Genomic DNA, 26218 nt, shown 5'->3' on the forward strand with positions numbered 1-26218 from the left:
AGTGACCGGCCCAGTGACCGGCCAGTGACCGGCCCAGTGACCGGCCCAGTGGCCGGTCAGAAGCGGAAGGTCTCGGCGAACCGGTGGAGAAGTTCGGGATCGCCCTCCACCCGCACGCTGCCGTCGGCCAGTGCCTGGCCGGCGGTCCTGGTGCCGGTCATCAGGACGTGGATTCCCTGATCGGACAGCCTCTCGATGACGAGGTCCGGGGCGGGATGCGGGCCGATGCCGACGGTCAGTGCCCCGTCGGTGATCTGCAGGCGGAGGGTGAAGCCACCCATGCGGACCTCGTAGCCGATGGTCGTGTCCCGGGCTGTTTCCGGCCGGTAGGTGGTGCGAAAGGCCATGGCCACCGACTCGGCGGTGACGATCTCGCCGGGGCGGGGCCCGGTCATCGTCCTGGCGCCCCAGCGGCCGAGCGCGATCAGCGCCGGTTGGAGCTGGAGTCCGTAGTCGGTGAGCTCGTAGACGACCGCGCGCTCGGGGTGGGGGAGTGCGCGGCGGACGGCCAGACCCGCCTCTTCGAGCTGTTTGAGGCGGGCCGCCAGGATGTTGGTCGGGATGGCGGGCAGGCCCTTGCGCAGGTCGGTGTAGCGCTGGGGCCCCGACAGCAGGTTGCGGACGATCAGCAGGGTCCAGCGCTCGCCGACCATCTCGAGGGCACGGGCCAGGCCGCAGAACTGGCCGTATTCGCGAGCCGCCATACTGCAGATCGTACCGCTGACTTGGATTGACCAAGCATGATTGTAAAAGACAAGCTTGCTGCATTCGGCGACGGTCGCTCGGGCGTCGACGGCTCGGTGCGCGGTCGGGTGGAGGTCAGGCCGGCTTGGTGATGGCGGCCGTCAGGTGGGTCAGGCCGTACTCGAACGCGCGGTCCACGTCGCCGCCGAGATTGAAGGCGGCGGCCAGTTCCATGCTGATGAAGCCGTGCGCCCAGGCGGTGATCGTGCGGGCCGCCTCGAGGGCCTGGCCGGGGCCGGTCAGGTCGGCGGCGATCTGCAGGAGAGGGCTCGCCGTGCGGCTCAGGAGGGCCGGGTCGGGTCTGGCCGGGGCCGGAACGTTCGTGAAGATCAGGCGGTAGGCGGCCGGGCGGGCGTGGGCGAACGCGCGGAAGGCGCGGAGCAGGGCCGCCAGCGTCTCGCGGGGATCGGTGGTCGCCGGGACGGCGTCGAGGTGCTTCTCCAGGTCGAGGAGGGTGGCCTCGGTGACGAGGCGGACGAGGGCGTCGCGGTTGCGCACCCGCTTGTAGAGCGAGGGGGCGCGCACGCCGACCCGGCCGGCGACCGCCTGCATGGTCAGTTGCGCGAGCCCGTGAGATTCCAGGATGTCGCGGGCTGCTTCGACGATGGCGTCCAGCGAGGTGCGGTCGGGCGTCGGCATGCGTTCTCCTCCGGCGGTGCGGTGTCGCCTCCACAGTATAGCTATGGACATTAGCTATGATGGCTATGTACCGTAGCCATCATGGCGGATCGACGAGGAGACGGATCATGAGGCTTGATCGGCACCTGCATCGCATCGGGAACGACATCGTGGCGGTCTATCTGGTCGTCACCGACGATGGCGTGACGGTCGTCGACGCCGGGCTGGCCGGGCACTTCCGCGAGCTGACCGCCGAGCTCGCCGCCCTGGGCCGCACCCCGGCTGACATCCGCGGCGTCGTGCTCACCCACGGCGACACCGACCATCTCGGCTTCGCCGAACGGCTCCGCCGGGACCACGGCGTCCCGGTCTTCGTCCACAGCGCCGACGCCGCGCGCGCCCGGGGCGAGGTCAAGGTCAAGAACAGCTGGGGGCATGCCCGGCTCGGCGCCACGGCCGGCTTTCTCTGGTACGCCGCCCGCAAGGGCGGCCTGCGCACCACGTACCTGACCCAGGTGTCGGAGGTGGCCGACGGCGACGTCCTCGACCTGCCGGGCTCGCCCCGCATCCTGCGGTTGCCAGGGCACTCGCCGGGCAGCGTCGCCGTTCACGTGACCGAGGCCGACGCGGTGTTCGTCGGCGACGGGCTCACGACCCGGCACGTACTGACCGGACGGCGCGGGCCGCAGCCGGCGCCGTTCACCGACGATCGGGAGCAGGCGCTGGCCTCGCTCGACCGGCTGGCGGAGGTGCGGGCGAAGTGGGTGCTGCCGGGGCACGGCGCACCCTGGAGCGGGGGCGTGCAGGAGGCGGTCCGCCAGGTCCAGGCCGCGGCGCGATCGGAGTGAGGATGGATGCCCGCCCCGCTATTGCCGGACGCCCATCTCTCTGTTCCGGCCCTCGGCCTCGCTGCCTCCCAGGTCGAAGGTCTGCCGGGTCCTGCCCTCGGCGTCGAGCCGCCAGAAGCGGGCGAGGTCCAGGCCGCCACGCCAGACGCGCAGCAGCTCGTCCTTGCCGTCGCCGTCGTAGTCGGCCAGGGCCCAGGTCTTCACGGCGCCGCGCTGCCACTCCTTGAGGGGCTTGCCGGCGGAGGCGCGGTCGGGTCCGCCGTGGGTGGTGACCAGGCCGGGGCGGCGCAGGCCTTGCGGGGAGCCGGTGAGGATCTCGGCCTTGCCGGTGATGACGGCGTTCTTGCCGGTGACCTCGCCGGAGACGAGGTCGTCCCGGCCGTCGCCGTTCAGGTCGCCGGAGGCCAGGCTGCCCCGCAGGCCGGTGAGGATCTGCGGTTCGCGGTCGCGGCCGTAGAAGACGCGGGTGATGCCGTCGACGGACGGGGCCTCCGTGTCGCTGCCGGGCTCGTTGTTGCGCGCCCCGCTGTCGCCGATCGCCACGTCGCGGCGTCCGTCGCCGTCGAAGTCGCCGAACACGGCCGCGCTGCCCGTGGCCACCTCGCGGAAGGCTTCGCCGGTCAGGAGCCAGGCGTCGGCCTGCTCGCCGTCGTCGGGCCCGTACAGGACGGCGCCGGACCCGCGCGGATCGGTGACCAGCCTGCCGGGCCATTCGCCTTCGGGGAGCGGGCGGCTCGCCTCGCGGGCCGGTTCGCCGGACCTGGTGAACGGGCCGTGGAGGAGGACGAGCCGGGAGCCGTCCGTGTCGCCTTCGCGCGACGTGGCCGCCAGGATGTCGATCGCGTCGTCCCCGTCGAGGTCGGCCAGGCCGGAGCGGCTGCCGTACGGCAGAACGGTGGCCGGGCCCAGGCCGCTCCAGAAGATCGACAGCGAACGGTCCGGGATGACGACGTCGGCGCAACCGTCGCCGTCGAGATCCGCGAGTTGGGGGAGCACCTCACCCGTCATGTTCGCCTCGCCGGCGACGTACGCCGTGGACGGGGCGAGCCCGCGCGCCGATCCGTGCACCACCACGAGCTGACCCCGCTCCAGCGATTCGCCCGTCGCGCCCGTCCAGACGAAGGCGAGGTCGGCGTACCCGTCGCCGTTCAGGTCACCGGGCTCCGCATCCCCGGCGCACCGCGGCGGCGCGGGCGGCGAAGCGGCAGGGGTGACCGCGACCGGGGTGGCCACAACCGGGCTGGCCACAACCGGGGTGGACGCGGCCGGGGCAGACGCGGCCGGAGAAGACGCGCCGGGCGACGGTACGGGCGGCGGTACGGGCGGCGACGGTGATGGCCGCGACGTGGCCGGGCCCGAGGCGGCGCAGCCGGTGAGCGCCAGCGACACGAGCAGGACGCCGAGCTTTCTCGCCATGGCCGCTCACCTTACAGGGGCGTGCCGACGAGGCGGACGTATGCGCCGGCGGCGATTCCAGCGGCCACGGCCCGGACGCGGGAGAAGGCGGGAGAAGATCGCACGCCGGCGGCAGAACGCCCGGCTTCTTCCTGGCCGGCGTCCTGCGCCCGATCCACCGCGCGCTGCCGGACCTGCATTCTCCCCTGCGCGGGGGAAGGGACCGCCGGTGTTTCACACCGTCGGGGGATCCCGTCCGGACGACGATCCTGGGAGATTCGACGGCGTCCAGTTCGGTGGGTTCGGGAGGTTCGGGTGCGGGTGACGCAGGGTCGGGCGGGTTTCCCGCTGCTATGAGTACGGGTGCGCGATGGAGCGCGGTGCGCAGGCTCGCGGGCTACGCCGCGGCGTTCAGCATGTCGCTCTACCTGGCAGTGAAGATCGTCTGGATCGCCGCAGCTCTGCTCGGCTGATCTTCTTCTCCTGGGTGGGTGCGGGCTTCCTGGTCCCGATGCTTCCTTACACGGTGATCAGCGGCGTCCTCGGCGTGCTCGAGGCCGATCCGGGTGGAGGCGACGGCATCGCATCGGCTGCGCGAGAGGATACGGTCTTCCTCACCATCGGCTTCACCGGGATGGCCGTGGGGCTGGCCGTGGCGTTGCCGATCTATCTGCGGGAACGGTGGCCGCGGGCCTTCCTCGGCCACGTCGAAGACGGCCCGTCCCGCTCATCGGGGCTGGTCACGGCGGCAGTGGTCGTGGCGGCCGGGCTGGGGCTGCTGTGGTCCTCCTGGGCGCTGGGCGGGACGCTGGGCCTCGATCCGGCTCACCGCGAACACGGGGATCTCCAGGGGCGGCTGCTGAACGCGAGCGCGGGACTGTGGGCCTTGCTCGGAGCCTGGAGCATCTGGGCGATCATCCGCCGCCGGCCTGCCCGGCTTCGGCGGTGGGTGCCGGTGACGCTGGCCTTCGGGGCTTCCGGCTCGATGTTCGCGTGGAGCGGTTGGAAGCTGCCCATGGTCATCCTCCGACCCGGAGGCTTCGTGACCGCCGAGTACACGATGCTCGCCATCGTTCAGCACTCCTTGAGCATCGGCGTGGGCCTGATCTTCATGGCCGTCGTCCTGCGGGCCGCCCGGAGGGAAGACGCTGCGCCGCCGGGGAGTGCCGCGGCCCTCGAATGACCTCGGCAGGGGCCCGGCCGCCTTGGTGTCACGGCCCGCGTGCCCTACCCCGCCGACGGTCGCCGGGTCAGGACGAGAGAGGCCGCTCGTCGCGGGAGCGGCCGCCGCGGACCAGCCCGGCGCCCAGGTCGGTGATCTGGTGCACCATCATGTTGACGTGACGGGTGCTGGTGATCAGCCCGGCGCCGTGCAGCACCTGCGCGTGCTGGCTGGCGTTGGAGAGCGACGTTCCGGTACGCCGTGCGAGCTCGGTGGTGGTACAACCCATCCCCGAGGCGATGCACCGCAGGATCCGGGAACGGGTGGCCCCGAGGAGCACGGACAGCGAGTCCCGGGGAGCGGCCGCGGGCACGGGCTCCGGGTGGTTGACGGCCGGGTAGACCAGGACCGGGGGCAGCCGCTCGTCGACCAGCGCGACGGGGGTGATCTGGCAGAAGTACGACGGGATGAGAGTCAGGCCCCGGCCGCCCAGCTGGATCTCCCTGTCGCCGGCGGGATAGGAGGCCTCCAGGGCAGGGGGGCGCCAGCGCAGCGCCGGCGCCAGGCCCGCGAGCATGGACTCCACGCCGTGGTCCAGCAGCAGGCGGGCGAGCGTGGAGCGCTCGTGGCCGAGGACGCTTTCCAGCGTCGTGTACAGAGGGCCGAGCGCCGTGCGGCTGTAGCCGGCCACCAGGTCGGCCAGCCGGCGGATGGCTCGCCGATCGCCCCTGGCCAGGTCGTCCAGGCCGCCCGGCAGACCGGCGTGCGCGTGCAGGACGGTCATCTCCTGCCGGACGCGTTCCCGTGGCGTGTCGACCAGCGCCGCGATGCCGTCGTCGAATCCGCCCTGAGCCTCGATCGGGGTCAGGAAGTCGGGGAAGTACGCGCCCGTCGGGGCCAGCGGGACCAGGGTGCGCCGTACGGGTTCGAGCAAGCCCGCCGAGGCGAGGTTCGCGCGCGCCTGACGCCGCCAGCCGGTCATGTCCGGGCCGCCGCCACGGTCGCGCAGGCGGTAGAGGCTCATCACCGTCTCCCACATGACATCGACGCGGGAGGCGATGCGTACCCGGGCGAGATCCTCGGCGGTGAAAACGATCCTCAGCAGGCCACCCGTCATGCCTACCAGTATCTCCGCCCCCTCACGGGACCGACTTATGCGAAATGTTCGGAAGGTCCCTTGCCGATGGGTGGCGAGAGGCGGGGTCTCACCGCTCGTGCGGCGCCACTCGCCTCGACGGCGGCAAGGCCGTGCCGTTGACCTGTGTGTTTTGGGCTCAACCGAAAGTTCTGGCCCGATCGGCCCGCGGGGCGGGACCATGTCAGGGCGGCGGGCAACCCGACGCTGGGAGAGCGGACGCGTTGCCTTACGGGGGAGACGCCGCTGTGCCGTGGATCCGGCGACGTCTCACGCTGCCACACGGGGGACCGGCGACGCGGATGACGGAACGACTGACAACGGGACGAGACATCGAGCCCTTCCGGCTGGACCGCAGACTTGCTCAGGGCGTACAGGGAACCAGGGCGGGCGGGCCGCCACCGATGAGATTCCGGGTGCTGGGCCCGGTGGAGGCCGAGCTCGCCGCCTTCGCTCCCAAACCACGTGGTCTGCTTGCCGCCCTGCTGGCCAGGGCCAACACCGAGGTCGCGATGCCGTCCCTGATCGACGCCGTGTGGCCGGAGGACCCGCCTGCCTCCGCGGTGCGCAGCGTGCGTATCTACCTGTACCGGCTGCGCAAGGACCTGGGACCGCGTCGTCTGTGCTCGGGCGCGTACGGCTGGCGGCTGCGGATCGACGCCGACGAATGGGACGCGGGCCGGTTCCAGAGCCTGGTCCGCCGAGGCCGGGCGGCAGCCGAGGCGGGGCGGGCGCAGGAGGGGGGAGAGCTGCTGCGGCAGGCACTGGACCTGTGGCGGGGGCCCGCTTTCCAGGGATGCGACGGGCTGCCACTGGTCCGGGAGGAGGCCGCGCGGCTCAACGAGCTGCGTCACACCGTGATCGAGGAACGGCTCGCGATCGAGCTCGACCTGGGCCGTCACCACAAGGTCGTCGACGAGCTCGCGGCGCTCGTGGCGGCCCACCCGTACCGTGAACGGCTGCGTGGTCAGCTCATGGTCGCGTGGTATCGCCTGGGCCGCGCCGCCGACGCGCTCGCCGCCTTCCGCGAGGGGCGCCGTCTGATGGCGGACGAGCTCGGCGTCGAGCCCGGGCCCGAGCTGCGCCGCCTCGAACACGCCATCCTCAACGACGCGCTCCCGAGCCCCGCGGCGCCAGCCCTCGAGTGGCGCGGCGGGGCGATACCGGCGGTGCCCGCCGCGTTGCCGCCTCCGCCCTTGACGTTCGTGGGACGCGAAGCCGAGCTGGCCCTGCTCGACGGGATGACGGCCGGGCGGGGCGGGCCGACGGTGCTCGCGGTGAGCGGCCCGGCGGGGGTCGGCAAGACCGGGCTCGCGCTGCACTGGGCGTGGCGCGAGCGTGGCGCGTTCCCGGACGGACAGCTCTACGCCGACCTGCGGGCCTGCGACGACACCACATCACCCGCGGAGCCCGGCATGGTACTCGACGGGTTCCTGCGGGCTCTCGGGGTGCGGCCGCACGTGATCCCGCCCGACACCGAGCACCGGTCGGCGATGTTCCGCTCCCTGACCCGTGAACGCGGGCTGCTGATCATCCTGGACGACGTCGACTCCGCCGCCCAGGTCCGCCCGCTGCTGCCTGGAGGCGGGCCGAGCCGCGTGATCGTGATCTCCAGGCACATCCTCCCCGCGCTCACCGCGCTTGAGGAAGCCCGCGCCGTCCACCTCGGCGCCCTCACGTCCGGCGAGGCTCGCGATCTGCTCGTGACGATGCTGAACAGAACCGGCAGAACGCTCGACACCGCCGCGGCGGGGCGGGTCGCCGACCTGTGCGACCGGCTGCCGCTCGCCCTGCGGATCGCGGCCGCGCGGCTGTCGCACCGTCCCTCGTGGACCCTCGCCGAGCTGGCCGACCGGCTCGACGGCGAAGGCGACCGGCTGAACGAGCTGGACCTGGGCGAGATCGGCGTGCGCGGCAGCCTGCTGGCGTCGTACCGGCGTCTCGATCACCGGCAGCGGGCCGCGTTGCGCCGCTTCGCGATCGCAGCCAGACTCGACGGCGTCGCACCATGGCTGCTGGCCGCGTTGCTCGACGTCTCCCAGAACGAGGCCGAAGCCCTGGCGGGCGATCTGGCCGACGCCCAGCTGCTGCAGTACGCCGGCCACGACGTGACCGGAGCGCGCTACCGCTGTCACGACCTGGTACGCCTGTTCGCCCTGGAGCGCGCCGAAGCCGAGGATCCCGAGCCGGAACGACGCGCGGCCCGCGCGCGCGGCGTCGCGGCGCTGCTGGGGGTGCCCCGGCTCGAAGGGCGCCGTGCGGCAGCCGGCCGGTCTCCTGTGCTGGACTGACCGGGCCGCGTGCCGGCGCACGGCACCTCAGCCGCCCGTGAGCAGCGGCGCGTCCTGATCCTCCAGGTGCGGTGCACGGTGCAGCACCTGGACGTGCAGGCGCTCCAGAGCGTGGCCCGGCTCGACGCCCAGGCAGTCACGCAGCCGCCGCCGTACCTCATCATGGAGCGCGAGCGCGTCGGCGCGCCGCCCGGTCCGGTACAGGACGACCATGAGCAGACCCGCCAGCGGTTCGTCGAACGGATGCTGGATCATGGCCTCCGACAGCGGTCCGATCAGGGAGCCTGTACGGCCGAGCTTCAGCTCGGCGGAGAATCTCCGCAACAGCAGCGTCGCGTGCTCGCGCCTGAGTGCCTGCCTGGTGGCCGCCGCCCAATCCCCGTCGATGCCCGCCAGCGGGGTGGCCGTCCACTGAGCGCAGGCGGAGGCGAGCAGCGTCGCGGCGCGGGCGCGGTCGTTCTCGACACGTGCTCGCGCGGCCAGATTGCGTGCCCGGTACACGTCGACGCGGTGCGGCGGGAGGTCGAGGACGTAACCGCCGGCCTCCCTGACGATGTGCGCGGAGACGCCCTTCAGCGCGCCGCGTAACCGCGACACGTGCGTGTAGACGACGTTCCTGACGTGCATGGGCGGCTCCTGCCCCCAGACCCGGCCCACGATCGCCTCTATGGGCACCACCTGTCCTGGCGTCATCGCGAGTACGGCGAGCACGCATCGCTGCCGGGGCGTGCCCAGCGCGACCCGTCGCGGCGTGCCGACGAGTTCCACGGGGCCGAGCAGTCGGATCTCCATGGACCCACCCTGGTCGCGGGCGGGTGAGGAGTTGCTGCGATCCGGCTGAGCCGCACGTCGCGTCAGGTTTCGTCAAGGTTTGCGGCGAGGTCGCCGCAGCAGAGTGGGCGTCACATGTACCGATGCAAGGAGGCATGACATGGATGCCATGACAGCGCTGGACTTCGATGTCCGGCAGTTGCCGGTGGACGTCTTCGACGTGAGCGGCTCCGGGCTGGGACTGGACTCGCTCACCACAGGCCACGGCATGTTCGACAACGGCGCGTCCAGCTGCGGCATCTGCGGTGGATGCTCGGCCTGCAGCATGGTGTGCAGTTGCGGCGCCTGCGCCAGTTCGAACGGCAACTGCGTCGACTGGGACGAGGGCGAAGAGGAATAGGTCCCCGCGAACGGAGGGCGCGATCCGGTGAATTCCTTCCGGGGTCTCGGCGCTGCTGCTCGGTCAGGGCGGACGGTCCCGAGCCGGGACGAGTGCCTGGTGGACCGCCTGGTCGCGCCCCCAGCGCCTCCAGCTCCTCCGGCCGCGCCGGTCGCGCCGGTCGTGCGCCTGGCAGGCCTGCCGGCGACGCTTCTCGACGGGCTCCGCACGGTGGACACGGCGAGAGCGGTCGACGAGCATCTCGCGCTGGGAGACTGGCTGGCGGCCGAGGGCGGCGCACTCGGCGATCTGCTGCACGAGGTGATCGGCCGGCTGACGCCCGGAGACCCGGGCAGGCCGGCGCTGGTGGGCCTGCGGCGCGCGCTGCACGGACGGCGGGCCCCTGGGCCGCGCGAGTGGGGCGACGGGTCGGCCGCGCTGGTGCCGGACGACGTCGCGGCCCGGGTGGGCGTCTGGATCGCCCGGCGGGCGGCGTGGAGACGTGGCGAGGCGGAGATCGCCCTCGCCCTGGCCGCGGAGACCGACCGGGTGCCCGCTCGGCTGCGTGAGATCGTCGCCGCCCCCAACTTCCGCCGGGCGCTGTGGCACTCCAGCCCGGCGTTGTCGGCGGAGCTGGACAGGTGGCTGGCGGACGAGTCCCGGACCCCGCGCCACCAGTCGATCACGGCGCTGACCCGCTACGCCGTCCGTGCGGCCACGAAGACCAGCCCGTACGGCACGTTCATGGTGTCGGGCACGGGGGAGTGGACCCGCGACGGCGCGCCCCTGACGGTCACGGGCGATCCCTGGCACTCGGCGCACTGCGTCACGGAACTGTTCGACCAGGTCAGCGCCGACCTGGTGGCCGCGCGGCTGAGCGATCCCGCCGTGCGCGAGACGACACCGGTGCTGGCCACGCCGGCCTGGACGCGGGACGGCGACGTTCTCCGCTACGTCGGGTCGCCGCCGGAGGAGCCCGTGGTGCGCGTCGAGGAGACACCCGCGCTGAGGGCGTGCCTGCGTGCCGCGGCCGAACCCGTTCCCCTCGCACGGCTGCGCGACCGGCTCGCGGCCACCGGCGGCGCGCCGCCCGAGAAGGTGGTCGCCTTCCTGGATCGCCTGCTCGCCATCGGGCTGCTGCGATACGTGCCGTCCGTCGAGCCGGCGGGCCCGGAGACCGCCGTCGCCGACCTCGCGGGACACCGGAGCAGGCACCGTGACCTGCGCGAGCGCGTGGCCCTGCGGGGCGTCACGGTGCGGGGGGCCGGACGCGAGCACGCGGGGGTGGCGCTGGAGACCGCGGTCAGCCACCGCCCGCTGGCCGGCCTCGCGCTGACCGCCTGGCAGCCGGTGCTCGACGACCTGCAGGCGGTGCGGGCCTGGCTGTCGCTGTTCGACCTGGGCCTCGGGGCGCGGCTCGCGATGGCCGAGTGGGCCCGTGGCGCCCTCCCCGGTGGCGGCCCCGTCCCGTTCATCACCTTCTACCGCGCCGTCGCGGAGGAGACACGATCCGGCTCGCCCGCCGGGCGGGCGCTGCGTTCCCTGCTGTCGGCCCGCGCCTCCGATCAGGACCACCAGGCCTTTCCCGTCATCGAGCAGCTCGACGGGCTGCGCATGAAGGAGATCGCCGAGGTCGCGGGAGCGGGCCGGGTCGAGCCGGGCGTCCTCGCCGCCGCCGCGGCGCGGCGTCCCGGCTGGGCCGGCCGCCTGCACTCCATCGGCGTCTACGGCCAGCTCCTGCCCGGCGGAGGAGCCACGGAGTTCGCCGTCAACGCCGTCGACATCGGATTCGGGCGGGGCCGCGCTCGTGTCGGGCACCTGGTGCGCACCGGCGGTGGCCGCTGGCCTGAGCAGGGACGGAGCCGCCTCGATGACGGCCCGGCCTTCGCCGGGTTCGGCGGAACGTTCGGGTTCTCGCTCAACGAGCGGCTGCCCAGCCTGCCGTACGAGCTCGACTACCCCTTCGGGACGGTACCGCGGCCCGGCGTGGCCCGGCTGCCGCTCAGGGACCTGCTCGTCACCCGCGAGGAGGAGAGCGGCCGGCTCCGGCTGAGCCACCCGGCCGGTCCGGACGACATCCGGGTGCTGCATCTGGGCATGTGCGCCACCTCCATCCTGCCGCCGGTGGCGCGGGTGCTGCTCGGCGCGTTCGGCGAGCAGGCCCCGCTCACGCCCGCCCGGCTGGCCCCCTCAGAACCCGTGCCCGGCAGCCCGACGCGGGTCGTGCCGCGCCTCACCGCCGGGCACGTCGTCGTCTGGCGTGCCCGCTGGGAGTCCCCGGCCGGCGAGGTGCCCGCGCGTACGCGAGGCGAGTCCGACGCCGCCTACCTGGTGCGCCTCACGGCCTGGCGCCGGCGGCACGGCCTCCCCGACCGTTGCTTCGTGCGCGCCCCGTCGCGGCGCCGCGCCCCTGGCAACACCGAGAAGCCCTTCTACATCGACTTCCGCTCCTGGCCGCTGGTCCAGGTCTTCGAGTCGCTGCTGCGACGCGCGACCGGGACCGTCGCCTTCGAGGAGGCGCTTCCCGACCCCGCCACGACGGCCGGGAGCGAGGGGACCCGCCAGGTGGCGGAAGTCCTGCTGGAGATCTCCGATCCGAGGATGCGCCATGAGTGAGCGCCAGTGGCTCAGCGCCCACATCTACTACCACGGCAATTTGGACGAGGTGATCGTCCGGATCGTCGCCCCCCTGGCTCGCGCGGGAGCCGAGCTGTTCTTCCTGCGCTACTGGGACGGCGGGCCGCACGTGAGGGTACGCGTGGCGACCGAGCCGCACACCACCGCCGGAGTGCGGCGCGAGCTGGAACGCCGGTGCGCCGAGCTGTTCAGGGACCGGCCGGCCAGGTTCACGCTCGACCCCGCCGACTACGCCCGCGAGGCCGCCGAGATGGCCAGGCTGGAGCAGGTCACCGCCTACGCGGCGGAGCCGGCGGCCAACAACACGTTGGCGTTCGTCGGCTACGAGCCGGAGTACGTCAGGTACGGCCGCGCCTACATGGCCGCCGTGGAACGCCACTTCACCGAGTCGAGCCGGATCGTGTTGCCGCTGGTGACCGGCGGGCTCAGCGGTACCCGGCGGATGACCGTCGCGCTGTCCATGATCCTCAGCACCTGGTGGCGTTGCCGGCCGGATCCGGCCCGGCTGGCCCGGGCGAAGAAGGTGGTCGGCGCCCTGGACGTGGACCCGGCCTTCGCCGAGGTCCACGAGCAGCGGCGCGAGGCGATCGCCGAGCTGACGCGGAGAGCAGCGGACGGGCGGTGGGACGAGGGGCCGCTCACCGCGTGGACCACCTCGGTCGACGCGCTGGCGGCGCACGTGGACGAACCACGAGCGCTCTTCCCCATCCTCAACTCGTGCGCCCACCTGGCCTGCAACCGCCTCGGAGTGGACGTGAGCACCGAAGCGCTCCTGCGTTACCTGGCCGCGCGAGCCGTCACCGATCTTGCCAGGGAGAAGGGGTGAGCATGCGCTGGCAGAGCTTCCACGTGTTCTACGGCGGCGACCAGGACCGCCTGGTCGCCGAAGGTGTCCGGCCGTTGTTCGCCGCACTCGCCGGGGAGCTCGGTCCAGGACACCGCGCCTACTTCGTCAGGCACTGGCGTCGCGGGCCCCACCTGCGGCTGAACCTGCTCACCCGGCCCGGCGGCACGGACCTGGCACGGCAGGCGGTGGACGAGCACATGAAAGCCTTCCTGGCCGCCGCGCCCTCCGCGGCGCCCCGGCGGCCGGAGGCGGAGATGGCCCTGCACCGGAGGCTCGCGGAGCTGGAGGGCGAACCCGGCCCGCTGGCGCCGTGGGCACCGGACAACAGCGTCGAGGAGGCGCCGTACGCCGGGCCGCGGACCTACGGGGGCGCGTCGGTGGCGGCCGGCCTGCTGGCCGAGCACCTCGCGGCGACCACCCCGCTGGCCTTCGACATCGCCGGTCATGTCATGGCCGGTGGCCGCAGGCTGGCCGTGGCGTTCGACCTGATGATCACGACGGCTGGCCTGCTCGGCGGCGGGCTGAGCGCTGGGCTTGTGTCGTTCCGCTCGCACGCCGAGGCCTTCCTGGCGACCTGGCCCGAGGGGGACGGCCGGCGCGACCTGTGGGACGGGCACTTCGCCGCGCACGAAGCCGACCTGGTGGAGCGGACCCGGCGCCTCGCGACGCCCGGCGCCGCCCCCTTCACGCGGGCGTGGAGCCGGGCGCTGACCGCTTATGCCCGCCGTGCCCGGGCGGAGCTGCGCGCGGGACGGCTCCGGGTGGACGGCGACGACAGCGGGTGGGAAGGCCCGGAGCCCGGCAGCCCGTTCCACCGCGCCCTCGCGGCGGAACGAGGGTGGCCCGAGCTGCGCGACTCGGCGACGTTCGCGATGAACAGGCTGCTTCTCAACGCCACCTACAGCGAGCTCACGCGGCTGGGCGTGACCCCCGCGGAACGTTTCCTGCTCTGCCACCTGGCGGCCGGTGCGGGGGAGAGGGTCTGCGGCGTGACCGCCCTGGACGCCCTGCGCCAGTCGACCGGCGGCGAGCGGCGGGAGGACGCATGACCCACGATGCGAGCCCGGTCGGCGCGGACGTGAGCGATCGGACCGAGGAGAGGGTACGGCTGCGGCACGGTGTGACCGGCACGGTCACCGACGACGGGTACGTCCTGGTGCGCTGGCCGCACGCCCAGGACCTCGGCGTGATCACCCCACGGCAGCGGGCGCTGCTGCTGCGGCTCGCCGACGAGGACGTCCCGGCCGGCCAGGACGACGAGCTGCTCGCCACGCTGCGCGCGGGCGGGTGGCTGCGCGTCACGGTGGAGCTCGACGGCCGCCCGCTGTACACGCTGACCCCCATGCCGCCGGTCCAGGCGGAGCAGCCGGTGCCGCCGGAGGCGGTGTTGTCGCGGTTCGCCGTGATCCGGCGGAGCAGGGAGGGCATGGAAGCGGAGTCGCCACGCGCCCGCTGCACCTCGTTGCTGCACGACATGTCGTGCCTGCCGGACGCGTTCGACCCCGAGCCCCGGTCCCGGGCGGGACGGCTGCTCAGGGCCGGGCTGTGGCGCGCCGGGCTGCTGGCCCTGCCGGGCACCGAGGGGGACACCTTGCCGCTCAGCCAGTGGTCGGCGCACGAGCTGTGGTTCCACGGCCGCAGCCGCCGTACGACGGGACTCGGACGCACGCACGGGCGCACCGACTGGGCGGCGGGGCACTTCCCGGTCCCCCCTCCGGTCCGCGAATCGAGCCCCGGGCCGGGGGTCGCCCTGCATCGGCCCGACACGACGGCGCTGGGGGCCGGAGACCCGCCGCTCGCCGCCGTGATCGGCCGCCGCCGCTCGATCAGGCAACACGATGACCAGCGGCCGCTCACCGCCGCCGAGCTCGGCGAGTTCCTGTTCAGGTGCGGGCGCAACCAGCCGACGACGGACGAGGAGCACGTGCGGCGGCCCTATCCGTCCGGCGGGATGGCGTACCCCCTGGAGATCTATCCGGTGATCAGGCTGGTGGCCGGGGTCGAGCCCGGCCTGTACCGCTACGACCCGCAGGCTCACCGGCTCGAACAGGCCGGCACCATGACGAACCCCGTACGCCGGCTGCTGCGCGACGCCTCGGTGTCACTGCACGGGCGGGTCGCCGCCGACCCGCAGGTCGTGCTGGTGGTGGCGGCACGGTTCGGGCGGGTCATGTGGACCTACAGGGAGATGTCCTACTCGCTGATCCTCAAGGACGTCGGCGTGCTCTTCCAGACGATGTACCTGGTGGCCACCGCGATGGGACTGGCGCCCTGCGCGCTCGGAGTGGGTGACGCGGGAGCCTTCGAGGCGGCCACCGGGCTCGATCCGATGGTCGAGGGCAGCGTGGGCGAGTTCGCGCTCGGCAGCCGCCTGCCGGAGCGGAGGGTCGTGTCGTGAAACTCTGGCTGCGGGACGACGTCTACTACGCCGTCACGGACGAAGGAGCCTGCTTCCTCACCTCCAGAGGGGAGGTGCGGTTCGAAGGGGCCGCGGTCGGGCGGTGGATCGAGCGGCTCGTGCCGCGCCTCGACGGGCGGAGCACCCTGACCGACCTCACCGCCACGCTCGATCCGGACCGCACGTCGTACGTCGAGCGCCTGGTGGGTGCGCTGCGGCAGAGCGGCATCGTCACGGAACCGCCGGACGACCCCGCGCCGACCGCGCTGAGCCGGGAGTACGCCCGCGAGATCGGCTTCCTGGCCGCGCACGGCGTCCACGACCGCCGGGCCTTCCTCGGCTACCGGGCTACGGCGACCCTGGTGACGGGGGCCGGCCGCCTGCTGGAGGAGCTGGCCGCGGCCGCACTGGCCTCCGGCCTGGAAAGCGTCACGGTCGCCGAGGAGCCGCCAGGGGAGGGCGAGGCGCCCCGCCGGGACATCGCGGTCCGCGACGCGGGCCAGAGCGTGCGGTGCTGGACCGGGGACCCCCTCGCCGAGCTGCCCCCGGAGACCGGACTGGTGCTTCAGGTGACGTCCGACGCCGCACGGGCGGCCCGCCTGTCGGAGGCCTGCCGCGAGGCGCGCGTACCGCTGGCGCAGCTCGTGCTGAGCCGCCGGGACGAGGCGTGGCTGGTCCCGCCGGACGCCGACTGGGCCGGTGCCTGGCCGCGGCTGCGCGCGGTCGGGGGCGAACGCCCGGACTCCCGCGCCGAGCCGCCCGCGCATGCGGGGCGCCTGCTGACGCTCAGACTCGTGCAGGCGGCGTTCCGCACGATGACCGGCGCCGTTCCGCCCGCCTCGCGCGGCCTGCTGACCAGGGTCGCCACCGATTCCATGGAGAGCACGGAACACCGCTGCGCGCCCCATCCCCTCGCGCGTCCCGCGACCGCTCCGGACGCCGCGCGCCGCACGCCCGCGCCGCCGTCGGGGGAAAGGCTCAGCCGGGCGCGGGTGCTGGAGGCGGGCGCGGAGGCCGGAGACCGGCTGCTCGGCTGCTTCACGCCGGTCGAGACGGACTGGGCGCAGCTCCCGCTGCGCGTCCGCAGGGCCCTGGTCCCCGACCCGGCGGGCAGCGCCGGCCCACTGGTCGTGGACGGCTCCGGATTCCACGACGACCACGCGCGTGCCCGGATGACGCTGCGGGCGCTGGCCGCCTACGGCTCCCTGGTGTGCGACCCGCGGCGTCTCACCGCCGACGGCCTGATCCACGGGTACGAGCCGGACGAGCCGGAACGGGTCCGGCCGGTTCCGGCGGGCCAGGTGTTCCCCGGCCATCCGCTCGCGAAAGCCGGTGGCTTCCCCGACGTCCCCGACGTGACCGGCGGCTGGCCGCGTCCTGGCGTGGCGGCGGGCCAGGACTGGGCCGAGGCCGTGGGCGCGGCACTGGCCGCCCAGGCGGCCAGGCTCACGCTCGCCGCCCTGCCGCACACCGCCGCCCGCCATCCGCGCGTCGACCTCGACGGGGCGGCACTGGACGCGGAAGGCGAACGCGCCCGCGCGTTCCTGCGGGTGCTCGGGGAGGACGTCGAGGTCTACGACGTCACGGGGCCTCTCGGCGTGCCGGTGTACGTGCTGCGCCGCGCCGGGACCGCGCTGGCCGCCGCCGCACTCGATCCCGCCGCCGCGTTGGGCGACGGGCTGCGCAAGGTGCTCCAGGCCATCCAGTCCGAGGCGGACGGCCGGCCCGCGTACGCGCCGCCCGGCGTACCCGACCTGCCCGCATCCCGCCGCGCCTCGCCGGGCGACCCGGCCTCGCCCGTCCGTCCCGCGCTTGGCCCCGCGCAGGCCGCGGCCCGGTTGCGCGCGGCCGGGCGCGTCCCGGTCGCCGTACCACTCGACCACGACAGGAAAGTCGCCGAACTCATGCCCTATCTCGTGCACGTGGTGTTGTGCGATGCCTGACGAAGTGCTGCTCACCGGCGACGGCCTGCTGAGCACGAGCATCGCGACCGCGCTGAAGGAACAGGGGATCGCCACGAGCCCCGCCACCCCGGGGGCCGCGGGTGAGCCGTACCTGCTGGTGGCCGCCGACGACGGATGGAACACCGCGCGCACCGCGGCGGCGCGCGCGACCGGCGCCCGCCTGGGCCTCCCCTGGCTCCGGGTGCGCGCCGAACTCGGCCGCATCGTGATCGGGCCGCTGGAGAGCGCCGGCCGGCCCGGATGCGTGAGTTGCGCGGAAGCCCGGCGACGGCGGGCGAACCCCCACCGGCGCGTCCAGCGCGAGGTGCTCCGCCGCAACCGCGCGCGGCTGAGCACCCGGCCGTCGCCCTCGCTCACCGCGCTCGGCGCCGAGGCGGCGGCGACCCTCGTGGCCGAGGACGCCATGCGGATCGGGACGGGCGGGCGACCGGCAACGGAGGGCGCTCTCCTGCTGCTCGACCTGGAGACGCTCGCCGTCAGCCGGCACCCCGTGCTCCCCGACCCGCTGTGCCGCGTGTGCGGCGGGGCGGACGAACCGGACCCGGTGTCCTTGTCGGCCAGGTCCGCGCACGGGCTCCACACCTTTCGTGCCCGCCCGATGGACGAGCGGCTGGAAGCCCTGGAGAAGCTCTACGTCGACCCCGTCACCGGACTCGTGCGTTCGCTGGACACCTTCGCGGGCGAGGGGCTGGTGCTCACCGAAGCCCCCGTCGGCCTGCGGGGCGGCGAGACGGAGAACGGTTACGGCCGGGCGGGCACGGTACGGCACAGCCGCCTCGTCGCCCTGCTCGAGGCGCTTGAGCGGTACGGAGGCGCGTCCCCCTCCCATCCGCGCACGGTCCACGCCGCCTACGCCGACGTCTCGGACAGGGCGCTCGACCCGCGCGCCCTCGGGCTCTACCCGCCGGAGCGGTACGCGCTCGACGGCTTCGGGTTCCGGCCGTTCACCGAGGACGAGCCCATCACCTGGGTGTGGGGGCATTCCCTGGCGCGCGAGCGGCCCATCCTGGTGCCGCGCTCGCACGCCTACTTCGCCGCGGCGCACACCGGAGGGAGGCACGAGCACGGCCTGGTCTACGAGGTGTCGAACGGCTGCGCGCTCGGCTCCTGCCTGGAGGAGGCGGTGTTGTTCGGGCTCATGGAGGTGGCCGAGCGCGACGCGTTCCTGCTCACCTGGTACGCAAGGCTTCCCGCGCCACGGCTCGTCACCCGCGGGGACGATGCCGAATCGGACCTGATCCGGGCGTCCATCGAAGCCGAGACGGGTTTCGAGGTGCACCTGTTCGACATCACCGTCGAGCAGCGCATCCCGTGCGTGTGGGCGATGGCCGTGAACCCGGACCCGGCCGGCCCGGCGCTGGCGTGCGCGGCCGGTTCCCACCCGGATCCGGTGCGTGCCGTGCGCAACGCGCTGACCGAGCTGGGACCCGGGACGCGGTCGCTGCTGGCCCGCTACCCCGGGCAGGAGGCGCGTGCGCGCACCATGGCCGCGGACCCGCGCCAGGTCCGCGAGATGGAGGATCACGCACTCGTGTACGGCGACCCCGGCACCGCCGGCCGCCTGTCGTTCCTGACGGACTCGCCAGGCAGGCGGACGCTGGCCGAGATGCCGCAGATCACCGAGTACGGCGGAACGGACCTGCGGGACGACGCCATGAACGCCGCACGCCGCTACCTTGACCGCGGCATGGACGTGATCGTGGTCGACCAGACCGCGGCCGAGCACCGGGCGGCCGGCCTCGTCTCCGTGAAGGTCATCGTGCCCGGCACGCTGCCGATGACCTTCGGCCACGACCATCGGCGCGTCGACGGCCTGCCCCGGCTGTACGAGGTGCCGCGCCTGCTCGGCCACCTCGACCGGCCGCTGCGCGCCGACGAGGTCAACCCGCATCCCCATCCGTTCCCATGACCGCGCCCATGACCGCGCCTGTGACGGGGCCCGAGCTCACGACCTGGGGGGCCGCCCGCCGGATCGGCGGCTGGTTCCGGCCGTACCGGCGCCATGTCATCGGGTCGTTGTCGCTGGTGCTGGTGTCCGTGCCGGTGAGCGTGGCGTCGCCGCTCCTCATCCAGGTCGTCATCGACGAGGCGCTGCCCAGCCGCGACGCAGCGGCGCTCGCCCTGCTGTGCGGCCTGCTCGTCGCCCTCGGCCTGCTCGGCAGCGTCCTCGCGGTCGGCGAGATCGCCTGGTCGAACTGGGTGGGGCAACGAGTGAGCGCACAGCTGCGCATGGACCTGTACGACCGTGTCAACTCGCGGCCACTCGGGTTCTACTCCGAACGGTCGGCCGCGGAGACGCAGGCCAGGCTGATCAGTGACGTCGACGGGGTCGACAAGCTGGTGACGGGTACGGCGCAGCAGGCGCTGGGCGCGATCACCTCACTCGCCGCCGCCGCCCTCGCGATGGCGATCCTGAGCTGGCCGCTCGCGCTGGTGTCCTTGGCCCTGGCGTGGCTGCTGAGCCTGCTCAACCACCGCTTCACGCTGCGCCGCCGTGGGCTGGCCCGGCAACGGCAACGGCTGCTGACCACGCTGATGCGGTACGCGGCGGAGGACCTGTCGGCCGGCGGCGTCCTGCTGGGCCGCACGCTCGGCCGTACGGCGGCACAGCGGCAGCGCTTCGCGCAGGTGTGCCAGGACGTGCGTGACGTGACGATCCGCCAGCGCGTCACGGGGGCGCTCGCCTACATGGCCATCGGCGCGTCCTTCGCCTGCGTGCCACCGATGATCTTCTGGCTGGCCGGGACGGTGCTCGACGGGCTGTCCGTCGGCACGGTGGTGGTCATGGCGCTGTTGCAGATGCGGCTGTCGTCGCCGATCGAGACGCTGTTGCTGCTCAGCGGGTCCGTGCAGGCCGCGGTGGCCAAGTTCGAGCGCATCGCCGAATATCTGGACATCCCGGAGGCGCAGCCGATCGACCGCCCCGGACCGCCCCGTCGTGAGGCCGTGACCGGCGTGTCGGCGGTCCTCATCGGAGTCGGCCACGACTACGGCGGTGGCCGCCGCCCGGTCCTCGATGACGTCAACCTCGTGGTGGCCGCCGGGACGGTCACCGTCCTGACCGGCCGCACCGGCTCCGGCAAGAGCACGCTCGGGCTCGTCCTCGCGGGCCTGCTGACCCCCGCACGAGGCGAGGTCCTCGTCGACGGCGCCGCCAGGCTGCGCGACGTCGCCACGCTCGTCCCCCAGCACACGACGATGTTCAGCGGGTCGATCCGGGAGAACCTGGCCTTCGCCCGGGACGGCGTGACCGAGGAGGAGATGCGCGCCGTCCTCGCGGCCGTCAGCCTCGACAGCCTGGTCGACGCGATGCCGGACGGTCTCGACACCCCCGTGGGGGAGGACGGCCACCAGCTGTCCGGCGGCGAACGCCAGCGCCTGGCGGTCGCCCGCGCCCTGCTGGTCCCGTGCGGCCTGCTGATCGTGGACGAGGTGACGAGCGCGCTCGATGGAGTGACCGCCGAGCACGTCTTCTCCGTCCTCCGCCGCCACTGCCGCGACAGGGCGCTGGTGGTCATCACCCACCGGTCCCCGTCGGCGGAGCCGGGCGACCGGCTGCTGGTCGTCGAGGACGGGCGGCTGCGTCCCGCGATGTCGTACGAGTGGGCGCCCTGATCCGCGCCTGCCGACGACGTCGTGGTTCACCGGCTGACGGCCCTGGTGTACAGCCGCGTCGCCAGCGGCACGAACACGGCCAGGAGCAGGACCGACCACAGCAGCGACACCGGCACCGCGTGCTGCAGCGGCCAGGCACCGGGCGCGGGGATGGCCGGGCTGGTGTTCCCGAACAGCTCGCGTGCGGCCTGGACGAGCGTGGAGACCGGGTTCCACTCGGCGATCGGCTTCAGCGGTCCGGGCAGCCGCGCGCTGTCGACGAAGGCGTTGGACAGGAAGACCAGCGGGAGCGACACGATGGTGGCGACGTTGTTGAAGACCTCGGGCGTGCGCAGGGCCAGCGCGACCGTGGCCGTCACCCAGGAGAAGGCGTACGCGAACAGCAGCAACATCAGGAACCCGAGGGCGGCCTCCAACGGCGAGCTGTTGATGCGCCACCCGGCGAGCAGCCCGACCAGCGTCATGGTGACGATGCTGGTCAGGTTCATGATGACGTCGCTGACGGTCTGGCCGGTGAGCACCGCCGAGGGCGACATCGGCAGTGTCCTGAACCGGTCGAAGATGCCCTTCTGCAGGTCCTGCGTCAGCGTGTAGCCGGTGATCTGCGCGCTCGTGGTGATCGTCATGACGAAGATCCCGGGGAGCATGTATTCCGCGTACGACATGCCGGGCAGGCTGATCATGCTGCCGAAGACGTAGGTGAACAGCAGCACGAACACGATCGGGAGGATGACCACGCCGCCCAGCAGGTCGGGAGCTCTGCGGATCTTCAGGGCGTTGCGCTTGGCGATCGTCATGCCGTCAGCGGCTGCCAGCCGCAAAGCGTTCATCGGAGGCTCTCCTCGGTCGTCTCGCCGGACTGGTGTCCCGTGAGGCTCAGGAACACGTCGTCCAGGGTCGGCCGGCGCAGGCCGGCATCGCGTACGGTGATCCGCTCGGCTGCCAGGTGGCCGAGCGCCCGGGTCAGTGCGGCCGCGCCGCCGGCCACCGGGATCGTCACCCGCAGGGCGGCGGCGTCGATCTGCATGTCCCCGAGGGCCAGCGGCGCCAGCGTTCTGGCGGCGGTCTCCAGGTTCGCCGCGTTCGTCACCGACAGCTGGATCCGGTCGCCGCCGACCTGGTCCTTCAGCTCGTCGGCGGTGCCGAGCGCGATCACGCGCCCGTGGTCGACCACGGCGATGCGGTCGGCGAGCCGGTCGGCCTCCTCCAGGTACTGGGTGGTGAGCAGCACCGTCGTGCCCGCGGCGACGAGCTCGGCGATGACGTCCCACAGGCCGATCCTGGCCCGGGGGTCGAGGCCGGTGGTGGGCTCGTCGAGGAACAGCACGGGCGGGTCGGCGACCAGGGCGCCGGCCAGGTCGAGGCGGCGTCGCATGCCGCCGGAGTAGCCCTGCACCGGGCGATCGGCGGCGTCGGCCAGGTCGAAGCGCTCCAGCAGCTCGCGGGCGCGCTGCCGGCTGCGCCTGGTGCCCAGATGGTAGAGGCGGCCGACCATCTCCAGGTTCTCGGCGCCGGTGAGGTGGTCGTCGACGGCGGCGTACTGGCCGGAGGCGCCGATGCGGGCGCGCAGCCGGCGCGCGTCGCGGACCACGTCGAGTCCGGCCACCGTGGCGTGCCCCGCGTCCGGCTTGAGCAGCGTGGTGAGGATGCGCACCGTGGTGGTCTTGCCGGCGCCGTTCGGGCCGAGCAGCCCGAACACCGTTCCCTCGGGAACGGCCAGGTCCATCCCGTCGAGGGCGGCCACGTCACCGTACTTCTTGACCAGTCCCTCGGCCACGATCGCGTCAGGCATGAGAATCTCCTCGGTCGGTCAGGAACGGTGGATGACGATGTCGCCGTGGGTGGTGTGGGCCCGCACCTCGACGACCTGGTCCGTCTCGGCGGGGGCGTCGCCGGGGTCGAGGGAGACGTCCACGGTGCCGTACGTGGAGCTCACGTCCAGCCAGGCGGCGGTGCCGTCGCGGATGCCGAGATCCAGGCCGCCGCCGGTGGTCTCCATGGTGATCGAGCCGGACACCACCTCGCCGATCTCCACGCCGGCGTACGCGGTCTTGACGGTGACGCCGGCCAGGGCGCGGTCCACGGTCATGTCGCCGTGGGCGCTGTTCAGCCGCAGGTCGCCGGTCACCTCGCGGAGGCGGACGTCGCCGTGGGAGGTCTTGACCGCGGCGGTGCCGTCGATCTCGCCGATGTGGATGCCACCGTGGGTCGTGGTGACCTCGGCGTGCCCGGTCGCGCGGGTGACCGAGATGTCGCCATAGGTGCTCTTCAGCCGTAGCCGGCCGGCCTGCTCGATCCGGATGTCTCCATGCGAGGTGCTGATCGTCACCTCGCCGAGCGATCCCCGGCACAGGACGGCCGACGCCGTCCTGGCATCCAGGCGGGAGCCGGCCGGCAGGTCGATCGTCACGTCGACCGAGCCAGGGCCGTGCAGCAGCGAACGTGCCCAGCTCGCGGGCGACTCGACGAGCCTGTCGAGCGACAGGCCCCAGCCGGAGGCTGGGCCGGCATGCTCCCTGCCGGTCCGCACGAGGAGCCTGCCGCCGGCGTAGTCGGCCTCGGTGTGCTCGGCGGCCAGCACGTCGGCGTCGTTGAGCCGGTCGCTCGGGCGGACGTCGACGACCGTGTCGGTGCGGTCGCTCGCGTTGATCCGGATGGTGGCGGCCGGCAGGTCGATGACGGCAGAGATGGGTTCGGGGGTGTCGAAGGTCGGCACGGCGGTCCCCTTGTCGTGGGTCGGCATGGTCATCAGCGCACCCAGCCGCTGTAGCGGTTGCCGCTCCGCTGCGCCGGGCGCCGGCCGGAGCGGCGATCGGCGTCACCGGGATCGAGTGCGGCGGAGACGGCCCGGACGAGCCAGGCGTTGACCGACAGCCCGTCCCGGGTGGCGGCCTCCTCGATGCGCGGCTTGAGGTGCTCGGGGACCCGGAGCGAGATCCGGGACGTGCCGCCGTCGTCGGCGTCGGGGGGCGGCAACGGGGCGGGCGGTCTGTCGGCCTGCCCGGTCCCGCCTTCCTCCGCGAACGAACGGGCGTCCGGCGGTGGCGTCACGACGAAAGCGGGGTCGCGCCCGCGCAGGCGCACTTCGACAGAGCCTGGTGCGAGGTCCTGGGTGATCTCGTCCGCGGCGGCTGACAGAGCCTCCAGCAGCGCGAGCCGGGCGGCCGACTCGAGCGTCGCGGCGAGACGTTCCGCCAGCGCACGCGCTTCCTCGCCGCCCGCCCCCGCGGCGATCGCGAGCTCGCGGCGGAGGTGATCGACATACGGCGCAAGGTCCATGACGTCATAGTGGCACCTTTATGACGTCATGGCAACGCCTGATGGGGCTATTCCTGGCGTCGTGAAGACGCGAGGCAGGCGTGTACGAGCGGGCGCGACCGGCGCCGAAGTCAGGTGAGCAGGGTCAGGTGAGCAGGGGGACAGGGCGGTCGACGACCATCTCGTAGACCAGGTCGGTGGTGATGGAGCCGACACGGGCGAGTTCGGAGGTGATCTGCTCGAGGTCGCCCATGCCGGTGGCGACGATCTCCATCACGTAGCAGGACTCTCCCGTGACGCGCAGGCAGCGCACGATCTGCGGCCGGTCGGCCAGGATGGCCTTGACCTTGTCGTAGAGCGAACCGTGGACCTTCATCCGGACGATCGCGCGCAGGGTGTAGCCCAGGGCTTCGGGCTCGACACGGGCCCGGTAGCCCGCGATGACCCCCTGCTCCTCCAACGCGCGCAGCCGGATCCGCGTGGCGGAGACGCTGAGCTGGATGATCTCGGCGAGCCTGGCCAGGGTCGCGCGTCCGTCGGTCTGGATGGCGGCGATCAGGGCGCGGTCCACGTCATCCAGTGGCCTGACGTCTGGCGTGTTCGTCATAGGTGCAGGATTCCGCACATTCTGCGTCGATATCCCCAATGGTCGAACGATTGCGCGTGTGAACCGCGATTCGGGCTCCCTAGCGTTGTCCTCATGACGACTACGACACCGTTCTTCTTCATCGACGTCTTCGCTGAGCGCCCGCTGGCCGGTAACCCGCTGGCGCTGGTTCCTGACGCGGACCACCTGACGGTGAACCAGATGCGCGACATCGCCCGCGAGTTCAACCAGTCCGAGACCACCTTCCTGCTGCGGCCCACCCGGCCGGGCGCCGCATGGCGGCTGCGGTCGTTCACCCCGATCGGCGCCGAGGTCGACGGCGCCGGCCACAACGCGCTCGGCGCCTGGCTGTGGCTCGCCGACCAGGGGCTGACCGGAGACGAACCGTCGCGGACGCTGATGCAGGAAATAGGCGGGGACGTGCTGCCGGTGGAAGTGGTCCGCGGGCCCGGGCGCGACGTCCGCATCGTGATGGAGCAGTCGGCGCCCGTGTTCGGGCCCGTGGTGGAGGACGCAGGGCGCCTCCTCGCCGCGCTCGGACTGGAGCCTGCGGACCTGTCCGCCGATGGGCAGGCGCAGGTCGTCTCCACGGGAGTGGCTCACCTGCTCGTCCCGCTGGCCGACCGCCCCGCTGTCGACCGCACCGCCGCCGACAGCAGGCCCCTGGCCGCGATCCTGGCCGAGGTGGGCGCCGAAGGCTGCTACGTCTACACCACCGCACCCGGCGAGCCCGAAGCGGACGCCTACAGCCGGTTCTTCAATCCCACCGTGGGCATCGTCGAGGACCCGGCCACCGGCACGGCCGCGGGTCCGCTCGCCGCCCTGCTCACTCGTCATCAACGGGCCGATGGCGGGCTGGTCGTCATCGAGCAGGGCCACCGCCTCGGGCGGCCCAGCCGGATCCAGCTCGAGGTCGACGGCGACCGGGTGCGGATCTCCGGGTCCGGGATCGTCACCGGCCGTGGAGAACTCCGGCTCGCGTGAACGGGGGGACCACGATGTCCGTCGATGACCTCACACCCACAGATCTGACGCATCTGCGCCGCTGCGTCGAGCTCGCCACCGAGGCTCTGGAGTGGGGCGACGACCCGTTCGGATCGGTTCTCGCCGACGCCGACGGAGCCGTCCTGGCCGAGCAACGCAACCGCGAGGCCACCACCGATGACCCGACCGCCCACCCGGAGATCGCCCTGTCCCGATGGGCGGCGGCGAACCTCACGCCACGGCAACGATCGACTGCCACGGTGTACACGTCGGGCGAACACTGCCCGATGTGCTCGGCGGCGCACGCCTGGGTCGGGCTGGGCCGGATCGTCTACGTCCACTCCGCCGCACAACTCGCCGAGTGGCGGGCGGCGCTCGGGCGCCCCGCCTTACCCGTGCGGAGCCTGCCGATCGCTGAGATCGCACCCGGCATCCCGGTCACAGGACCGGTGCCCCCTCTCGACGAGGAGATGCGGGACCTGCACACCCGCGCGGCCGGACGCTCCGGCTGAGCCGACGGCGCCCCCCGGCATCGACCGGCTGCCCTCCCGGTCGGTCACCACGT

At 73.2% G+C, this 26218-nt stretch carries 23 protein-coding genes; 13 read left to right on the top strand and 10 right to left on the bottom strand.

From position 1 onward, the window contains the following. Positions 1-56: 56 nt before the first annotated feature. Together ACTWPV_RS05155 and ACTWPV_RS05160 are read right to left on the bottom strand one after the other, a co-directional pair. Positions 57-704 (bottom strand): winged helix-turn-helix transcriptional regulator, encoded by a 648-nt coding sequence (locus ACTWPV_RS05155; RefSeq protein ID WP_443150788.1) that lies wholly within the window; start codon positions 702-704, stop codon positions 57-59. A gap of 115 nt (positions 705-819) precedes the next feature. Continuing rightward, positions 820-1383: a TetR/AcrR family transcriptional regulator gene (locus ACTWPV_RS05160; protein ID WP_443150789.1), complete on the bottom strand. Its 564-nt coding sequence runs from the start codon at positions 1381-1383 to the stop codon at positions 820-822. 107 nt (positions 1384-1490) lie between these two features. On the opposite strand from ACTWPV_RS05160, the gene ACTWPV_RS05165 reads away from it, so the two are divergent. Next, positions 1491-2210, top strand: a complete 720-nt coding sequence (locus ACTWPV_RS05165) for an MBL fold metallo-hydrolase (protein WP_443150790.1) — start codon at positions 1491-1493, stop codon at positions 2208-2210. Positions 2211-2228: 18 nt separating this feature from the next. On the opposite strand, the gene ACTWPV_RS05170 is transcribed toward ACTWPV_RS05165, so the two are convergent. Next, entirely contained in the window at positions 2229-3626 is a 1398-nt protein-coding gene (locus ACTWPV_RS05170) for an FG-GAP repeat domain-containing protein (RefSeq protein ID WP_443150791.1), read from the bottom strand. Between the two features lie 349 nt (positions 3627-3975). Here ACTWPV_RS05170 and ACTWPV_RS05175 point away from each other — a divergent pair, with 349 nt between their 5' ends. Beyond that, positions 3976-4788, top strand: a complete 813-nt coding sequence (locus tag ACTWPV_RS05175) for a hypothetical protein (protein WP_443150792.1) — start codon at positions 3976-3978, stop codon at positions 4786-4788. Between the two features lie 67 nt (positions 4789-4855). Here ACTWPV_RS05175 and ACTWPV_RS05180 read toward each other — a convergent pair whose 3' ends face one another. Continuing rightward, positions 4856-5884 carry an ArsR/SmtB family transcription factor gene (locus tag ACTWPV_RS05180; RefSeq protein WP_443150793.1) on the bottom strand — a complete coding sequence of 343 codons (1029 nt, stop codon included), beginning with the start codon at positions 5882-5884 and terminating at the stop codon, positions 4856-4858. Between the two features lie 434 nt (positions 5885-6318). Between ACTWPV_RS05180 and ACTWPV_RS05185 the strand changes: the two genes are divergently transcribed. Beyond that, positions 6319-8193 carry a BTAD domain-containing putative transcriptional regulator gene (locus ACTWPV_RS05185; protein WP_443150794.1) on the top strand — a complete coding sequence of 625 codons (1875 nt, stop codon included), beginning with the start codon at positions 6319-6321 and terminating at the stop codon, positions 8191-8193. A 27-nt stretch (positions 8194-8220) separates the two neighbouring features. Here ACTWPV_RS05185 and ACTWPV_RS05190 read toward each other — a convergent pair whose 3' ends face one another. Continuing rightward, positions 8221-8985 (bottom strand): AfsR/SARP family transcriptional regulator, encoded by a 765-nt coding sequence (locus ACTWPV_RS05190; RefSeq protein ID WP_443150795.1) that lies wholly within the window; start codon positions 8983-8985, stop codon positions 8221-8223. A 139-nt stretch (positions 8986-9124) separates the two neighbouring features. On the opposite strand from ACTWPV_RS05190, the gene ACTWPV_RS05195 reads away from it, so the two are divergent. The 8 genes from ACTWPV_RS05195 (at position 9125) to ACTWPV_RS05230 (ending at position 20804) form a co-directional block, all read left to right on the top strand. Next, complete coding sequence (locus ACTWPV_RS05195; RefSeq protein WP_443150796.1) at positions 9125-9364, top strand: thiomuracin/GE37468 family thiazolyl RiPP peptide; 240 nt, start codon at positions 9125-9127, stop codon at positions 9362-9364. A 99-nt stretch (positions 9365-9463) separates the two neighbouring features. Further along, entirely contained in the window at positions 9464-11959 is a 2496-nt protein-coding gene (locus tag ACTWPV_RS05200) for a lantibiotic dehydratase (protein WP_443150797.1), read from the top strand. Then, on the top strand, positions 11952-12806 hold the full coding sequence (locus ACTWPV_RS05205; RefSeq protein WP_443150798.1) for a thiopeptide-type bacteriocin biosynthesis protein: 855 nt from the start codon (positions 11952-11954) through the stop codon (positions 12804-12806). Before ACTWPV_RS05200 ends, ACTWPV_RS05205 begins: the two co-directional genes overlap by 8 nt. Before the next feature lie 2 nt (positions 12807-12808). Continuing rightward, positions 12809-13876, top strand: a complete 1068-nt coding sequence (locus ACTWPV_RS05210; RefSeq protein ID WP_443150893.1) for a thiopeptide maturation pyridine synthase — start codon at positions 12809-12811, stop codon at positions 13874-13876. Then, entirely contained in the window at positions 13873-15225 is a 1353-nt protein-coding gene (locus ACTWPV_RS05215) for a SagB family peptide dehydrogenase (protein WP_443150799.1), read from the top strand. The genes ACTWPV_RS05210 and ACTWPV_RS05215 overlap by 4 nt, the downstream gene beginning before the upstream one ends. After that, positions 15222-17168 (top strand): hypothetical protein, encoded by a 1947-nt coding sequence (locus tag ACTWPV_RS05220; protein WP_443150800.1) that lies wholly within the window; start codon positions 15222-15224, stop codon positions 17166-17168. The genes ACTWPV_RS05215 and ACTWPV_RS05220 overlap by 4 nt, the downstream gene beginning before the upstream one ends. Further along, a complete protein-coding gene (locus ACTWPV_RS05225) occupies positions 17161-19098 on the top strand; it encodes a TOMM precursor leader peptide-binding protein (protein WP_443150801.1) in 1938 nt (645 codons plus the stop codon). The genes ACTWPV_RS05220 and ACTWPV_RS05225 overlap by 8 nt, the downstream gene beginning before the upstream one ends. Positions 19099-19106: 8 nt before the next feature. Next, positions 19107-20804 (top strand): ABC transporter ATP-binding protein, encoded by a 1698-nt coding sequence (locus tag ACTWPV_RS05230; RefSeq protein WP_443150802.1) that lies wholly within the window; start codon positions 19107-19109, stop codon positions 20802-20804. Between the two features lie 26 nt (positions 20805-20830). On the opposite strand, the gene ACTWPV_RS05235 is transcribed toward ACTWPV_RS05230, so the two are convergent. From ACTWPV_RS05235 to ACTWPV_RS05255, 5 genes are all read right to left on the bottom strand, one after another. Next, on the bottom strand, positions 20831-21634 hold the full coding sequence (locus ACTWPV_RS05235; protein ID WP_443150803.1) for an ABC transporter permease: 804 nt from the start codon (positions 21632-21634) through the stop codon (positions 20831-20833). Beyond that, on the bottom strand, positions 21631-22596 hold the full coding sequence (locus tag ACTWPV_RS05240; protein WP_443150804.1) for an ATP-binding cassette domain-containing protein: 966 nt from the start codon (positions 22594-22596) through the stop codon (positions 21631-21633). Before ACTWPV_RS05240 ends, ACTWPV_RS05235 begins: the two co-directional genes overlap by 4 nt. An 18-nt stretch (positions 22597-22614) precedes the next feature. Then, positions 22615-23553, bottom strand: coding sequence for a DUF4097 family beta strand repeat-containing protein (locus tag ACTWPV_RS05245; protein ID WP_443150805.1), 939 nt, complete (start codon positions 23551-23553; stop codon positions 22615-22617). Further along, entirely contained in the window at positions 23553-24083 is a 531-nt protein-coding gene (locus tag ACTWPV_RS05250) for a hypothetical protein (RefSeq protein WP_443150806.1), read from the bottom strand. Before ACTWPV_RS05250 ends, ACTWPV_RS05245 begins: the two co-directional genes overlap by 1 nt. Before the next feature lie 124 nt (positions 24084-24207). Then, entirely contained in the window at positions 24208-24669 is a 462-nt protein-coding gene (locus ACTWPV_RS05255; protein WP_443150807.1) for an Lrp/AsnC family transcriptional regulator, read from the bottom strand. Between the two features lie 93 nt (positions 24670-24762). Here ACTWPV_RS05255 and ACTWPV_RS05260 point away from each other — a divergent pair, with 93 nt between their 5' ends. Together ACTWPV_RS05260 and ACTWPV_RS05265 are read left to right on the top strand one after the other, a co-directional pair. Next, positions 24763-25653 (top strand): PhzF family phenazine biosynthesis protein, encoded by an 891-nt coding sequence (locus tag ACTWPV_RS05260; RefSeq protein ID WP_443150808.1) that lies wholly within the window; start codon positions 24763-24765, stop codon positions 25651-25653. Between the two features lie 14 nt (positions 25654-25667). After that, a complete protein-coding gene (locus ACTWPV_RS05265; protein WP_443150809.1) occupies positions 25668-26165 on the top strand; it encodes a nucleoside deaminase in 498 nt (165 codons plus the stop codon). Positions 26166-26218: the final 53 nt, after the last annotated feature.

The sequence above is a fragment of the Nonomuraea sp. KM88 genome, assembly GCF_052245635.1.
Classification (GTDB): Bacteria; Actinomycetota; Actinomycetes; order Streptosporangiales; family Streptosporangiaceae; genus Nonomuraea.